Genomic DNA, 15,352 nt, shown 5'->3' with positions numbered 1-15,352 from the left:
CAACTTCGCGCATGCTCATGGTCACCAATCCTTGTCTGTGCATGGCTGCCTCCCAAAGCGCCCGACGAAACTCGGAGCGTACGGGGAGGCAGCCTCAGGTGACATCTCTATTCGTCGCAAAGGTGACATTACTAATAACGGCCAACATCCCTTATACGCATAATGCGTATTATGTTAAATCAATGATCCGAGGCCGAAAGCCCTGCAGGCAGCCTTGCCCCGGCCATGCTGCGGCTGGCTACCTGCCTGTGTACCGTTCCAGCAGCTCCCGTTGCCCGGCTGGCACCTCGTAGGACATGCCGTACATCCCCAACTGCAGGCTCTTGGCAATGCGCAATGCCGGCCGCACGAACTCGGCTGCTATTGGTTTGTTGAAAGTGGCTTGTGCCGTGTCGATGAAGAGTTCGAGCCAGCGGTCGAAATGATGGCCCTCGATCCCCGCGAGCATCATATGGCGGGACAGGACATGCCCCCGGTAGCGCTTGCTCCCAAGGACAATGCTTGACCAGAACGTGTCCATCGTTGTGAGATGCTGGTCCCATCGGCCGGAGATGACTCGGTCGAAAAGCGGGCCGATACTCTCGTCGGCGCGAACCCGCACGTAGAAGGCACGGACAAATGCCGATATTTCGGCTTCGTCGGGCAGTTGCGCGCCTTGGGCCACGGCGTCGCTGGCGGTCTGAAGGTTATTCCCGGGCATCGTCATCCCTAAAAGATGCATCACGAATGCATCTTATCATCTATATAGTCGGGGCTGACGAATGCGCAGATAAACCCCTGCCCTTCGTCAGGTCTTCGCAGCTTGCCTCGAGACCTTGACGGGGATCCGCGCCAGCACAGACGCGGCAGCGTGCTCGTCCAGCACGCGCTGCATCATCTTCGGCTTGAGAATGAGATCTTCGAGCGTGTGTTCGTCCAACACCCGGAAGTATGCGTCCAGCGCCGCGTGCAGCACGCCGCGCAAACCACATATCGGGGTGATGACACATTGATTGCCTTCCGCGTGGAAGCATTCGACCATCGCAAAATCGCTCTCCATCGTGCGAATCACTTCGCCGACGTTGATCTTGGACGCGGGACGGTTGAGCTGGACGCCGCCGGAGCGGCCCCTGAGGGTATGCAGGAAACCCTCCTGCCCCAGCCGGTGCACGATCTTGATCAGGTGGTTCCTGGGAATGCTAAAGCTGTCCGCAATCCGCTGGATCGTCACCAGTTCGTCCGGGTGCGCAGCAATGTAGATTAACGTACGTAGTGCATAGTCGGTGTAGTCGGTCAGTCTCATCTTCGATCCCCACTCGCCTCCAGGACGGACGCGTCAGTATATCTTACGCGCCAAATGCATCTTTTAGGGAATCGACCCCCGAGTCAGGTGGAATGCGGCCGCCAGGACCGCCGCATCCCACCACGATCAGAACTTGTACTTCACCCCCGCAAACAACGCGCGTCCGACCCCTGGGTAGAAAACCGCCGTGTTGGCAGTGCGCGCATTCGCCACGGTGCCGAAGTCACTGACGTAGCGTTTGTCGGCCAGGTTGCGGGCGTCGAGGAACAGCGTGACGCCGCGCTGGAATTCGTAGCTGGCCTGGATGCCGAACAGCACGTAGGCCGGCACCTTCATCGTGTTGGCGTAGTCCACGTAGGCGCCGGTCGGCACCCAGTCGATCGTGCCCGCCACGCGCAGCGCGGAGCCCCTGTTGTAGGCCACGGTCGTGCGGAGCACATGCTGCGGCACGCCCGCGATGCGGTTGTTGCCGTAAACCGGATCGTTGTCGAAGCGGAAATCGCTGTAGTTCCACATTTGCGACAGCGTGAGCCGGTCGCCTGCGCCAATGATATTGCGCAGTATCTCGGCGCTGGCGCCCAGCTCCACGCCCTGCAGGATGGTCCGGTTGGCGTTGAACGTGGAGGCTGGCACGTCGGGGCTGACCGTGTACTGCAGCATCTGGTCGCGCACCAGCGAACGATAGAGTGTCAGGTCCCAGCCGAAGCGGTCCAGTTGCCCGCGCGTGCCCGCCTCCACCGTCCAGCCGCGCTGCTGCGCCAGTGGCACGAACTGGTTGGTCGCGCCGATGGTCTGGTTCAGGTCCGAGAAGTCCGGCACGTCGGCGCTGCGCGTGATGTCGACGAAGGCCTGCACGTCCTTGCGCGGCTCCCACAGCACGCCGAACTTCGGGTTCACGCCGCTGTAGGTGGCGCTGTCCGACTTGGCTGTTGGGCTGGCGGACAAGCCGCCGTAGTCCTGGTACTCCCGCCGGTTGCGGTACGCCTTCGCTCCCGCCATCAGCGCGACCGTAGGCCGCACGTACAGCCGGTCTTCGAGATAGGCCTCGTAGTTGAAGGCATCCTGCCGGGCGTTCAGCGTCTGTGCGCCGCGGTCGCCATTAACGTTGACGTATTGGCGGGCATTGTTGTTGCCACCAAAGAAGCGTGCCCCGGCGATCAACTGGTTGCGCATGCCGCCCAGCGTGAAGTTGCCGGTGTAGCGCGGCGCAAAGCCGTAGGTCCAGTAGTCCTGATCGATKACCTGAAAGATCGGGTGGTACAGGCTCTTGTGGATGATCCAGGTGCTGAAGTCCAGCTGGCCGTTGTCCAGCTTCACGCTGGTCACGTTGGCCAGCCGCTCGGTGCGCGTGTTACGTGCCTGGTCCCCTGCCAGCGCACTGGCGGACGCCTTGCGCGGATCGTTGAGCGCCTCATTGAGCGTGAGCGTGCCTGGCAGCAGCTGGTMGACCACGTAGGCCCCGAAGTAGAAACGCGTTTCCACGGCCGGGCTGAAGCGGTAGCCGAAGTTGGCGTTGAGCTGTTCGTACTGCCCGCGTTCGTGATTGCGGTAGCCCTCCGAGTGATTGACGCTGAAATTGGCGAGGAAGTCGAATGCGCCGATCTGTCGCGATACTTGGCCGCTGGCGCGCGCGGTGCCGAAGCTGCCACCGTCCACGCGCAGCATGTTTGGCGCATCCGCCGTCAGCGCGGTTGGCGTGGTGAAGTTGACGGCGCCGCCCAGCGTCGAGCTGCCGAATGCCAGCCCGTTGCCGCCCTTGTAGACCTCGGCCGCGGAAAGTCCGATGGGATCGATCTGGTAGTAGTCACCGCTGCCGTCCGCGAAGTTGGTCGGCACGCTGTCCTGCAGGATTTCCAGGCCACGCGTGTGGAAGCCGCGCGAGATGCCGGAGCCGCGGATCGACAGGCGCAGCTCCTGGCCGTAGCGCTCCTGTACGTAGACCCCGGGCGAGTCCTTGAGGACATCGCGCAGATTGCTGGCGTAGGTATCGGTGTAAGACTGCGCATCGACAAATCCGACCGACCCGGCCGATTGGAACAGCGTGTCACGCTGGCGGGCCACGCCGGGCACCGTGAGTGAACCCTCGGCTGGCGCCGCTGCGCTGACGGTGATGGTGGGCAGCGTGGGGAGTGGCGCGTCATTGGATGCCTGCGTGGCGTTAGTTTGCGCGATGGCCGCGCCGCTCAGCGCGAGCGTCTGTACGACTACAGCAATGGCGGTCTTGCGCCAGGCTTTTTCAGATCTCATTTTGTTCTCGTCTACGTTTCAGGTGCCGTGGTATGGACCCCGGGCAAGCAACGGAAGCATACGAAGCACGTATCGGCCTGCGCCATGCGACATGGCAGCGCACGGCATTGAAAAGGTCTATTGCGATGTCGGGCATCGATCAGGGCAGCAGATCCGCTATCGAGTAGCCATCGAGCACGGTGAGGTAGGCCACCAGCGCCCCACTCAGCGCCGCGTGACAATCGGCAACGCTCGAGACCACGCAAAATCCCCCGGCGCGAAAGCACGCCATCAAGTCCAACCTGTATTCCAAGACCCGGACCACGTCGCCCACAGTGATGGCCGATGCAGGACACGCCAGGCGTGTTCCACCGATACGCCCGCGCGCGGTGTCGAGGTAGCCAGCACGGCGCAGCGCGTGGACGATCTTGACGACGTGATTGAGCGGCAGCCCAATGGCGTCGGCGATGTTCCTCGCCGTCTGCGGCCTGCCATCGTTGCGCGCGAGATGGACCAGCGCATGCAGTCCGTACTCGGTATAGACGGTCAGGCGCATCACGCATTCCGGCAAGGCGGCACCGTCGGATGGCGGAAAAAGACAGCGACATAGGTATCCATTTGCTCGCAAGACTTCCCGATCCATGTTTCGATGAAGTCTATTAAAGATGCATACCAAATACAACATAAATGCTATGCATCGGATAAAGAGGCAAATTTCCGTTGCATGGAGGACGCGATAGTCCTCACGGGTGGTGTGGCTTAACCCGCTCTGCCGCATCTAAAGATGTATAGTGAATGCATCTTTAAAGGCGAAGGCCGGCCACTCAAACAATCGGGGGTACCAAGTTGAAGTCCTTACTTTCCGCAATCCTTGCCACATCGGCGCTTCTGACGGCGCACGGTGCTTGCGCGGCAACCCGGAACTTCGAGATGAACATCGAAGACACCCGGGTCACGTTGGTAGACAAGCAGCAATTCCATACGTTTGCATTCAACGGGCAGGTGCCAGGCCCGCTGTATGTGGTGGATGAAGGCGACGATGTCAACGTCACCGTCAACAACCTGACCGCCCTGCCCCACACCGTGCACTGGCACGGCATGTACCAGAAGAACTCCTGGAAGAACGACGGCGTGCCGGGTGTCACCCAGGAGGCCATCAAGCCCGGCGACTCTTTCAAGTATCAGTTCAAGGCGGCGCCGTCCGGCACCATGTGGTACCACTGCCACGTCAACGTCAATGAACACGTCGCCCTGCGCGGCATGTGGGGTCCGTTGATCGTCCGGCCGAAGAATCCGACCGCTCTGGAGAAGAAGGTCACCAAGGAATTCATCCTGATGTTCTCCGAGTGGGACTCCAAGTGGGCGGACAAGCCCGGCTTCGGCGGCCTGCCATCAGACAAGCCCGACTACTTCACGATCAACGGCAAGGCTTATCCGGACACCCAGCCCATCCGTATCGAGAAAGGCGACGTGGTCCGCCTGCGCCTGATTGGCGCTGGCGACGGCACGCACAGTTTCCACCTGCACGGGCACAGCTTCAAGATCGCCTTCAAGGATGGCTTCCCGCTGGCCAACCCCATCATGGCCGACACCGTGCTGTTCGGGCCCGGTGAGCGCTACGACCTGATCTTCGAAGCCGACAACCCTGGCCGCTGGATGGTTCACGACCACGTCGACTCCCATACCGTCAACGGCGATCGTCCGATGGGCGGAATCATGAGCGTCGTGGAGTATGCGGGCGTGCCTTCGGACCCCTGGTACGACTGGGCCGGCAAGAAGTACCAGCCCAACTTCTACTACGAGGAATCGCTGAAGAAGGGTCCCGGTCAGTACAGCAACGACTTGCTCAAGGGCAAGGCCGTCCAGTAATCGACCCAGGAACGATCTCGATGAACATCCCTCACCTCACGCGCCTTGCCGTGGCCGCCCTCGCCTTCACGGCGGCGGGCACCGCCGCCCAGGCGAAAACCGGGCAGGAAGTCCTGCAGGCGCAATGCGTGGCCTGCCACGCCGTCACGAAACCCCAGAAGCTCGATGTGGATCGTCTGTGGCAACGGAAGGGCCCGGACCTGTACTACGCGGGCGTCAAGTTCAACCAGCCATGGCTGGAGAAGTGGCTGCAGAGCCCGACCACCATCCGCCCCGCGGGGGTGATGGTGGCCCGGGCGGTCAAGGCCTCTGCCGACAAGGGGCCCGACACCATCGACCCCACCGCGCTGAGCCCGCACCCGAAGCTGGACAAGGACGAGGCCGCCGCCGTAGCCGCCGAGTTGATGAAGCTCGGCGGCGATGCCGGCCTGGTGGAGAAAGGCGGCTTMAAGAACGATCCGCCCAACGCCTCCATGGCCAGCCTGCTGTTTGCCAAGCTGCGCGGCTGCGCCTCCTGCCATTCGGCCAAGCCGGGCAACGGCGGCAGCTCTGGGCCGGAGATGGTGGATGGTGGCGCGCGGCTGCAGCCGGACTACGTGGTCGCCTACATCAAGGATCCACAGAAATTCGACCCGCATGTCTGGATGCCGCGCCTCGACCTCAATGATGCCGATATCCAGAAGCTGGCCGGATACATCACCACGTTGAAGGGAGAGCCGAAATGAGGCGCCAGACGACTTTCCTGATGCTCGCGCCGCTGCTTGTGGCCGCTGGCATCAACCGTGCGCATGCCGACGACCAGTTCGCGCATGCCACACGGCTCTACAACACGTATTGCGTGCAGTGTCACGGTGTGAACCGTGACGGCAACGGTGTGAACAGCCGCGACATGGCGGTCAAGCCGCGCGATCACACCGACACCAAGGCTATGGGTGACACACCAGATGAAACGCTGTTGAAGGCGATCAAGGGAGGTGGTCTCGCTGTAGGGAAATCCGTTCTGATGCCGAAATGGGAGGGCCTGCTCACCGACGACGACATGAAGGAAATGGTCAGTTACCTGCGCTTCGTAAGCAAGACTGGCACCAAGTAATACGCAACCGAGGAAACACAAGACAAATGAAAGCCCTTCCAACCCTGCTCTTTGCCGCCGCCGCTCTCCTGGCCGGCGTGCAGGCGCATGCGAAGACCGTCAAGGTCACGATGACAGCCAAGGAGATCGACCTGCCTATCGACAACAAGGGGACGATGTACCGCACCTGGACCTTCGACGGCCAGGTGCCGGGCACCGTGGTCCATGTCACCGAAGGCGACACGATCGAGTTCACACTGATCAACGACAAGGCGAACAAGAACTCGCACTCGATGGACTTTCACGCGGCACGCGTGGATGTCGTCAAGGACTTCGAGGCCGTGAAGCCGGGTGAAGAAGCCCACTACACGTTCACTGCCGACTACCCGGGGGTGTTCTTCTACCACTGCGGCGCGGACCCGATGATCCAGCATATCGCACGCGGCATGTACGGCACGATCATCGTGGATCCGAAGGATTCCAAGGCCATGCCGAAGGCGGATCGCGAGTATGTGCTGATCCAGTCCGAGCTGTACGCGAATCCGGACAACCAGGCGGACATGATGGCCAACAAGTGGACCAACGTCATGTTCAACGGCAGCATCTTCAAGTACGACCCGGTGCATGATCCGAGCGCCACCCGCGTGCTGCAAGCCAAGCCGGGCGAGCGCGTGCGGATTTACTTCGTCAACGCCGGTGTGAACGAGTTCTCGTCGCTCCACCCCATCGCGGGTATCTGGGATCGCGTCTACGGCAGCGGCAACCCCAAGAACGTCCACGTGGGCATGCAGAGCTTCGTGGTTGGGCCGGGCGATGCCGCCACGTTCGACCTGATCTCGCCGAAGGAAGGCGCCAACGCCATCGTGTCGCACTCGCTGCGTCAGGCGCTGTCGGGCGCCATCGCCATCATGCAGTTCTCCAATGATGCCGATCCGAAGGCCGGCAAGGGCGACAACATCCTCGTGAGGTAAGCAGCGCGGGGCTAACGGCTGGCCGAGGCGGGGACATCGTCGCGGCCGGCCACAGAGAGTAAGGTGAAAAACATGAAAGAAGGTGCGATGCTGGGCATCGGCGGCGCTACCGTGGCACTGCTGGCTGGTGTGGTGGGAATGGTGGCTTCGTACGACTACGTCAACGATCCACTGATCAGCCAGGCGCGGGCGGTGACCGCCGATGCTGGGGCGCATGCGGATGGCGGGCACGACCAGATGCACGGTCGACCTGAAGCCGGGAATGCACTGCTGACGGCGGCAACCAAGTCCGCCAGTGGCGCCACGCAGTACACCTGCCCCATGCATCCGAACATCGTCACGGCCCAGCCGGGAAGCTGCCCGATCTGCGGCATGCACCTGGTCAAGGCCGGCGCCACCCAGTCGATGCCGCAGCACCAGCACGCGCAGCAATCTGCTGCCGCCGCGCCGATTGCCGTGACCGTGGGCGATGCCGCCTACCGGCAGATGGGCATCGCGGTGGAGGTCGTCACGCACCGCCAGTTGAAGCCGGTCATCAACACCTATGCCGTGCTCGAATCCGACCAGGGACGTGCCACGTCCGCCACGCCGAAGTTCGAGGGCTGGATCAAGCGCCTGGGCGTCGCCGCAACCGGCGAGCGGGTGCGTCAGGGCCAGGTGCTTTACGAGATCTACTCCGCCGAGGCGCAACAGCGCCAGCGCGACTACCTCGACCTGCTGACCCGCCGCGACGGCCTGACCTCCGGCGGCATGGCCGCGCTGGAACAGAGCAACGCGATGCTCGGCAGTCTTGCGCGCGAAATTGCCCGCCAGCGGGACCGCCTGCGTGAAGCCGAGATTCCGCCGGCGGTCATGGCAAAGCTCGATACGGAGCGCCGCATTACCGAGGTCATTCCCGTGCTGGCGCAGCGCGACGGCATCGTTTCCGCCATCAATGTCAGGCCCGGCGGCTTTGCCGGACCCAGCCAGCCGGTGCTGACCTACGGCGACCCGCGCGGCACTAGCGCCACGCTGTCGCTCTATCCCGATCAACTGCCACTGCTTGCGCAGGGTGGCCAGCTCACGCTGACCTCGGACACCGTGCCCGGCTGGCGCGCCACCGCGCCGCTGCGTGCCACCACGGCGGAGGTGGACCCGGCCACCCGCAAGGCCCGTGTGCGCGTGACGCTCAACCAGGTGCCCGCCGCCCTCGTCGCCGGCACCTTCCTCCATGCCATCGTCGAGGTCGCGGGCGAGACCACGCTAACGGCACCGCGCGATGCCGTGCTGCGCACCGGCCACGGGAGCTTCGTCATGGTCGCGCTGGGCGAAGGACGTTTCGTGCCGACCGAGGTGCGGCTGGGCAAGGAAGACGCCGAGCGCGTTGAGATTGTCGACGGACTGGCCGAAGGCGCGGCAATCGCCGTGAACGGCCAGTTCCTGCTCGGTGCGGAGGCTTCTCTGGCGGCCACGCGCCAGCGCATGGGCGGCGGCGCGGCCGCGAAAGAGATCCTGTAACGACAAGGCGACAGCGCGGCGGCAGCGCATCCGCCCCAATGACATCGGCATGACGGAGAACATATCGTGATAGGACGCATCATCGACTGGTCCATAGCGCATCGCGCGGCCGTCCTGCTTGCCGCGGCGATGCTTTGCACGGCGGCCATCGTCTCGCTGCGCAGCTTGCCGCTCGATGCCCTGCCCGATCTCTCCGATACGCAGGTCATCGTCAAGACCGACTACACCGGGCAGCCGCCTCAGCTGGTCGAGGATCAGGTGACCTATCCGCTGGCCAGCGCGATGCTGTCCATTCCGGATGCCGACGCCGTGCGCGGCTTCTCCATGTACGGCCAGTCCTACCTGTACATCGTCTTTCGTGATGGCGTGGCGCCTGCCGTGGCGCGTGCGCGCGTGACCGAGCAACTCAACCAGATCCGCGACCGCCTGCCCGCCGGCGTGTCGCCCACCTTGGGTCCGGATGCCTCGGGCGTGGGCTGGATCCTCGAATACGCGTTGGAGGACCCATCCGGGCAGGTGCCGCCGGATCGGCTCAAGGCACTGCAGGACTACTATCTCGCGCCGGAACTCCGCGCCATCCCCGGCGTGGCGGAAATCGCGGGTGTGGGTGGCAAGGGTCGGCAGTACGAGATCCAGGTGGATCCGCAGCGGCTGGCATCGCTCGATCTCTCGATCGCGGATGTTGCCGGCGCCGTGCGCGAGAGCAACCAGGCCATCGAGGGCGGCGCGTTCGAGCTGGCGCGCTCGCGACTGGTGGTGCGCGCCAATGGCCTGCTGCGCAAGCCTGCCGACCTGGCCGAGATTCCCGTGGCGAACAGTGCAGACGGCGGCGCGATCCGGCTCCGGGATGTCGCCACCATCGCCACCGTGCCGCGCCCCACCGAGGGTGCCGTCGACGTGGACGGCCACGGCGATGCCGCCAGCGCCATTGTGGTCATGCGCCAGGGCCAGAACACCCTCGACACCATCGAGCGGGTCAAGACGCGCCTGGGCCAGTTGCAGGGCGGTCTGCCGGCGGGCGTGAAGGTGACCATCCAGTACGACCGCTCCTCGCTCATTCTGCGCGCCGTCGATACCCTGCGCACCAAACTGATCGAGGAATCGCTGGCCGTCGCGCTCGTCTGCCTGGTGTTCCTGCTGCACCTGCGCTCGTCGCTGACCGCCATCGTCACGCTGCCAGTCGGCATTCTCGGCGCCCTGCTCGTGCTGCGGTTGCAGGGCAGCACCGCCAACATCATGTCGCTGGGCGGCATCGCGATTGCCGTGGGGGCGATGGTGGACGCCGCCATCGTCATGGTGGAAAGCATGCACCGGCGCCTGGAAAAGGAACCCGACCCTGCAGCCGCGCGCCGCTGGGAGATGGTGCGCGCCAGCGCGAACGAGGTGGGTCCCTCGCTGTTCCTCTCGCTGGTGGTGATCGCCGTGTCCTTCCTGCCGGTCTTCGCGCTGCAGGGGCAGGAAGCGAAGCTGTTCTTCCCGCTGGCCTTCACCAAGACCTATGCGATGGCCTTCGCGGCCGGGCTGGCCATCACGCTGACGCCGGTGCTGATGGGCTACGCGGTGCGCGGCAAGATCCGTGGCGAATCCCGCAACCCCGTCAGCCGTGTCCTGCGTGCCGTGTATGCGCCGCTGCTCTTCGGCACGCTGCGCCATGCCCGTCTGGCGCTGGTCGCCGGCCTCGCCCTGGTGCTGAGCGCCGCGTGGCCGCTCTACCGGCTGGGCAGCGAGTTCATGCCGCCATTGGACGAAGGCGACCTGCTCTACATGCCGACCACGCTGCAATCGGTCTCCGCCGCCGAGGCGCAGCACATCCTGCAGATGACCAATCGCATGATCCTGCAGGTACCGGAGGTCGAGCACGTGTTCGGCAAGGTGGGTCGTTCGGACTCGGCCACTGATCCGGCGCCGCTGTCGATGATCGAGACGACTATCCGCCTGCATCCGCGCGACCAGTGGCGCCCCGGCACGTCGATCGAGGACGTGATCGCAAAGCTGGACGCCGCCGTGCGCGTGCCAGGCCTGACCAACTCCTGGGGCTATCCCATCCGCACGCGCATCGACATGGTGTCTACCGGCATCCGCAGCCAGCTCGCGCTCAAGGTCAGCGGGCCGACACTCGCGGGCATCGACACCATGGCCGGCGAGATCCAGGCCGTGCTCAACCGGGTGGAAGGCACGCGCTCGGTGTTTGCGGAGCGCGCGGGCAGCGGCCGTTATCTGGATATCGACATCGACCGCGCCGCGGCCGGGCGCCTCGGCATCCGCATCGCGGACATCCAGGGTGTGATCGAAGGCGCGCTCGGCGGCCAGCAGTTGACGGTGATGACCGACGGGCGGGAGCGCATCCCGGTGACGCTGCGGCTGCCGGCCTGGCAACGCGAGACGCCGGACGCCATCGGCGCGCTGCAGGTCAAGGCGCCATCCGGCGCGCTCGCGCCACTGCGCGATCTGGCGCACATCCGCATCAGCGATGGCCCCACCGAGATCAAGAGCGAGAACGCCAAGCTGATCGGCTACGTGTTCGTCGACGTGGCTGGCGCCGATATCGGCGGCTACTACCGCCGCGCCAGCGCCGCGCTGGCGGCGGCCGGCATCCACCAGCAGGGTTACACCGCCACCTGGACCGGGCAGTACCTGCAGTTCGAGAACGCGTCCGCCAACCTCGCACTGATCGGCATCGCCACGGCTGCGCTGGTGCTGGGCCTGCTCTACCTGCACTTCCGCAGCCTGCGGCGCGTGCTGCTGGTGCTGCTCTGCCTGCCCGCCGCCGTGGCCGGGGGCGTGTGGCTGGTGTGGTGGCTGGACTACCAGATGTCGGTCGCGGTTGTGATCGGCCTGATCGCGCTGGCCGGGGTGGCCACCGAGTTCGGCGTGGTCATGGTGCTCTACCTCGACCAGGCGGTCGGCCGCTGGCGGCATGATGGCGGGCACCTCGGCTCGGCGGGCTTCTACCGCGCCGTGGTGGGCGGCGCGCTGCTGCGGCTGCGGCCCAAGGCCATGACGGTCTCGGTGATCCTTGCCGGGCTGCTGCCGGTCATGCTGTCCGACGCCACGGGCGCTGACGTGATGAAGCGGATCGCCGCACCACTGCTGGGTGGGATGCTGTCGGCGCCGGTGTTCTCGCTGCTGCTGATGCCGGCGCTCTACGTCATGCTGTTCCGCGAGCGTGCCGCCCGCGCGCCGCGCCTCGGCACCCTGGATAGGGAGGTACGGGTATGAGCACGAACGCCCCAACCCGGCCATCGGCCMACCCCGCACCCATCGCACTCGGGGAACGGGTGCGGAAGGCGGCCCGCGCGTTGTATCACCTGCTTGGCTCGATGCGCTTCKCCGTGGCGATCCTCGTCATCGTGGCGCTGGCGGCCTGCATCGGCAGCATCGTGCCGCAGAACGCCGGGCCGGCCGCCTATGTCTCCCAATACGGCACGACCTGGACGGCGGTGCTGGTGTTCCTCGGCATGACCGACGTCTACCACGCGAGCTGGTTCGGCGCGCTGCTGGTGGTCATGTCCACGTCGACGGCGATCTGCGTGGTGCGCAATACGCCCGCCATGCTCCGGCAGGTCTTCGATCGGCAGGATCAGGTGAACCGCAAGTTCGTCGAGACCCTGCCCTGCCGCGTGCGCTTCCGTCACGACGCAGGCGAGGCCGCACTGCTGGCCACCCTGATGCCGGCGCTGCGGCGCGAGCGCTTTCGTGTCGCCACACGGCGGACTGCCGATGGGGCGCTGCTGGTGGCGGCGCGGCGCGGTGGCGCGCGGCGCGTCGGCTATATCCTGACGCACGCCGCAATCGTCCTGATTACCGTGGCTGCGTTCCTTGACAGCGATCTCGCCGTGCGGGGCCGCGTGCTGGCCAGCCTCCAGCAGATCGAGACCCGCKACCTGCCCGTCGATGCCGTGCCGCCCAGCAGCGTGCTGCCGGCCGGCACGCTCAGCTATCGCGGCCAGCTCACCCTTGCCGAAGGTGAATCGGCCAGCAACGCCATCGTCCCCATCGGCGATGGCTATCTGGTCCAGCCGCTGCCGTTCACCGTGCGGCTGCACCGCTTCCACATCGAGCGCTATCCCAACGGCCAGCCCCGGGACTTCGTCAGCGACCTGGAGATCCAGTTGCCCGGGCAGCCGCCGACACGCCACGCGCTGCGCGTCAACCATCCGCTCGCCGAGCACGGCGTCACGCTCTACCAGTCCGGATTTGCCGATGGTGGCAGCACGCTGAACCTGCGCATGCTCTCCCGGACTGGCGCGGCGGTGCCGCTGGCGGCCACCGTGGGCAGCGATGTGCCGCTGCTGATCGATAACGCGCCCTGGACGTTCCAGGCGAGCGACCTGCGCATGGACAACATCCAGGACACCGGCAACGCGCCGGCACAGGGGCTGCTGCGCCGCTACCTCGAAGGCCGCTCCGGCACCGTCGCCGACCTGGGACCGACCATCGAATACGTGCTGCGCGACCCGGCTGGCCAGCCCCGCACCATGGTGACGTACCTGCGGCCGCTGACCTTTGGCGGCGACCGCTACTTCGTCAGCGGCGTGCGCCGGGCGGATGGCGAGGGCTACGAGTACATCCGCGTGCCTGTCGATGCGGACGGATCGGCGACCACGTTCGAGCGATTCGAGCGCCAACTGCAGGATCCCGCCGCGCGGCAGCGTGCGGCGCGCCGGATACTGGCCAAGCCCTCCGCGGAAATGGCGGACGTGGCGGCCCGTGCGCTGGAGGTGTTCGCCCATGACGGCTCGCCCGGCATCGCCGCGCTGGTGGAGGCGACGGTGCCCGAGGCGGAACGCGGCGCAGCCACCACGCTGCTCTCCGGCCTGGTGGTGCGCGCCGCGCGCGCGCTGGCCGCCGAGGACGACGAGCAGGGTCCACAGGACGCCTCCGCCCGGCGCCGCCTGCAGGACCTGCTGAACGCCMACGACGACATGGTGGCCAGTGACGCGCCCGCGTGGGCGCTGGCCGGCACCGTCAGCCAGCGCGCCGCCTCCGGCCTGCAGGTCGCCCGGCGTGGTGGCGATGCGCTGTTGATCGTCAGCCTGTCGATGCTGGCCATCGGCGTGTGGCTGCTGTACGCGGTGCGCGAGCGGCGCCTCTGGCTGTGGTGGGACCCAGCCAGCCGCGTGGCGGTGGCCGGTCTGCGCGCCAATCGCAAGATGCCCGGGCTCGAAGCGGAACTGGCTGCATGGCTGGCGCCGCTMGGCCCCCTCCCGCCGGTGGACGCCRGCAACCRTGACTTATCGGAACCATCATGAAAACTGCCATTGCAGAGCCTGCCCCGGCGGGTGCCTCCGCCCCCGCCCTGAACGCCGCTGCGGTGGGAAACCCGCCACCGGCGGGCGCCCTCCCCGGCAAGCTGTTCGCCATCGCGCTGGCGGGCGGGGTCGCCGTCTGCTACGCACGCTGGTGGGCGGCCATGGACGGCTACGAGGTCGTGATCCTCGCGCTGGCCGCCGCCGGGCTGGTCTATGCCGGCAATGCGTGGCCGCCCCTGCGGGCGTTCATGGCCGGCACGGGTGCCGTGGCATCGCTGCTCTGCTGGCAGCTCGGCCGCGATATCGGCGGCGCCGTGGCCGTCGACAACCTCGCCAGCGGCCCGGTGAGTCAGCCGGTGTTGCTGGGCTCGGGCGCGCTGATMGGCGTTGCCACGCTGGCCTCCATCGCCGGCTGGGTAGGACAGCGGGCGCGCCTGGCCGCGATCGGCCGTGCTGCCACGTGGAGCGGGCTGGGGCTCGCGGCTGCGGCCTTCCTCACGCGCTGGTACGAGTCGTACCGCATCGGTGCCGGCATGGGCCACATACCGGTCAGCAATCTCTATGAGGTGTTTGTCGTCTTCATCATCCTGACCGGCCTGATGATGCTGTACATGGCGTCCCGCTATCGCGCGGCGGGGTTCACGGTGTTCACCCTGCCGCTGCTGTGCGCGGCCTACGCCTTCCTGTTCTGGTATGGCGGCGCGCGCGGCGCAGGCGCGATCACGCCGTTGATTCCGGCGCTGCAGTCGTATTGGATGAAGCTGCACGTGCCGGCGAACTTCCTCGCCTATGGCGCGTTCTCGATCGCAGCCATGCTCGGCGGCGCGCGCCTGCTGTCGGGACGGCGTTTCATGAGGTCGCGCATGCCGGATCCGGCATGGATCGACGAAGCGGTGTACCGCGCCATCGCGAGCGGCTTCGCCTGCTTCACGGTCGCCACGATCCTCGGCGCGCTGTGGGCGGCGGAAGCCTGGGGCGGCTATTGGTCATGGGACCCCAAGGAAACCTGGGCCCTGGCGGTCTGGCTGAACTACGCGGCGTGGCTGCACCTGCGCATGCTGGGCAAGGTGAGCGCGCGCGTGCTGGCGTGGTGGGCGGTGGCCGGCCTGTTCGTCACGCTCTTCGCCTTCCTTGGCGTCAACATGTACCTGGCTGGCCTGCACTCGTACGGTTCACTCTGAAC

Annotated in this window: 12 protein-coding genes; 8 read left to right on the top strand and 4 right to left on the bottom strand. The window is 65.8% G+C overall.

The annotated features are described in order from the left end of the window. Positions 1-238: 238 nt before the first annotated feature. From AC1EJR_RS23050 to AC1EJR_RS23035, 4 genes are all read right to left on the bottom strand, one after another. On the bottom strand, positions 239-706 hold the full coding sequence (locus AC1EJR_RS23050) for a group III truncated hemoglobin (RefSeq protein ID WP_255370913.1): 468 nt from the start codon (positions 704-706) through the stop codon (positions 239-241). Positions 707-787: 81 nt separating this feature from the next. After that, positions 788-1,282, bottom strand: coding sequence for an RrF2 family transcriptional regulator (locus AC1EJR_RS23045; RefSeq protein WP_092297930.1), 495 nt, complete (start codon positions 1,280-1,282; stop codon positions 788-790). A gap of 126 nt (positions 1,283-1,408) precedes the next feature. Then, the gene (locus tag AC1EJR_RS23040; protein ID WP_477147600.1) at positions 1,409-3,529 is read right to left on the bottom strand and encodes a TonB-dependent receptor family protein; all 2,121 of its coding nucleotides are present in this window, start codon (positions 3,527-3,529) and stop codon (positions 1,409-1,411) included. 139 nt (positions 3,530-3,668) lie between these two features. Next, on the bottom strand, positions 3,669-4,064 hold the full coding sequence (locus AC1EJR_RS23035; protein WP_177219975.1) for an RrF2 family transcriptional regulator: 396 nt from the start codon (positions 4,062-4,064) through the stop codon (positions 3,669-3,671). Between the two features lie 374 nt (positions 4,065-4,438). On the opposite strand from AC1EJR_RS23035, the gene AC1EJR_RS23030 reads away from it, so the two are divergent. The 8 genes from AC1EJR_RS23030 to ccsB all read left to right on the top strand — a co-directional run bounded on the left by AC1EJR_RS23030 (position 4,439) and on the right by ccsB (position 15,350). Beyond that, positions 4,439-5,377 carry a multicopper oxidase domain-containing protein gene (locus tag AC1EJR_RS23030; RefSeq protein ID WP_092297921.1) on the top strand — a complete coding sequence of 313 codons (939 nt, stop codon included), beginning with the start codon at positions 4,439-4,441 and terminating at the stop codon, positions 5,375-5,377. 20 nt (positions 5,378-5,397) lie between these two features. Next, the gene (locus tag AC1EJR_RS23025) at positions 5,398-6,102 is read left to right on the top strand and encodes a c-type cytochrome (protein WP_477147599.1); all 705 of its coding nucleotides are present in this window, start codon (positions 5,398-5,400) and stop codon (positions 6,100-6,102) included. Then, positions 6,099-6,470: a c-type cytochrome gene (locus AC1EJR_RS23020; protein WP_441590912.1), complete on the top strand. Its 372-nt coding sequence runs from the start codon at positions 6,099-6,101 to the stop codon at positions 6,468-6,470. Before AC1EJR_RS23025 ends, AC1EJR_RS23020 begins: the two co-directional genes overlap by 4 nt. A 26-nt stretch (positions 6,471-6,496) precedes the next feature. Next, positions 6,497-7,420, top strand: a complete 924-nt coding sequence (locus tag AC1EJR_RS23015; protein WP_092297915.1) for a multicopper oxidase domain-containing protein — start codon at positions 6,497-6,499, stop codon at positions 7,418-7,420. Between the two features lie 72 nt (positions 7,421-7,492). After that, positions 7,493-8,917: a heavy metal-binding domain-containing protein gene (locus tag AC1EJR_RS23010; RefSeq protein WP_477110681.1), complete on the top strand. Its 1,425-nt coding sequence runs from the start codon at positions 7,493-7,495 to the stop codon at positions 8,915-8,917. 66 nt (positions 8,918-8,983) lie between these two features. Then, on the top strand, positions 8,984-12,136 hold the full coding sequence (locus AC1EJR_RS23005) for an efflux RND transporter permease subunit (protein WP_477113763.1): 3,153 nt from the start codon (positions 8,984-8,986) through the stop codon (positions 12,134-12,136). Beyond that, entirely contained in the window at positions 12,133-14,169 is a 2,037-nt protein-coding gene (locus tag AC1EJR_RS23000) for a cytochrome c biogenesis protein ResB (protein WP_477147598.1), read from the top strand. Before AC1EJR_RS23005 ends, AC1EJR_RS23000 begins: the two co-directional genes overlap by 4 nt. Continuing rightward, the gene (gene ccsB / locus AC1EJR_RS22995; RefSeq protein WP_477113761.1) at positions 14,166-15,350 is read left to right on the top strand and encodes a c-type cytochrome biogenesis protein CcsB; all 1,185 of its coding nucleotides are present in this window, start codon (positions 14,166-14,168) and stop codon (positions 15,348-15,350) included. The genes AC1EJR_RS23000 and ccsB overlap by 4 nt, the downstream gene beginning before the upstream one ends. Positions 15,351-15,352: the final 2 nt, after the last annotated feature.

It is taken from the genome of Cupriavidus sp. 05T42 (assembly GCF_056396345.1).
This window is presented reverse-complemented; position numbering and strand designations above follow the sequence as displayed.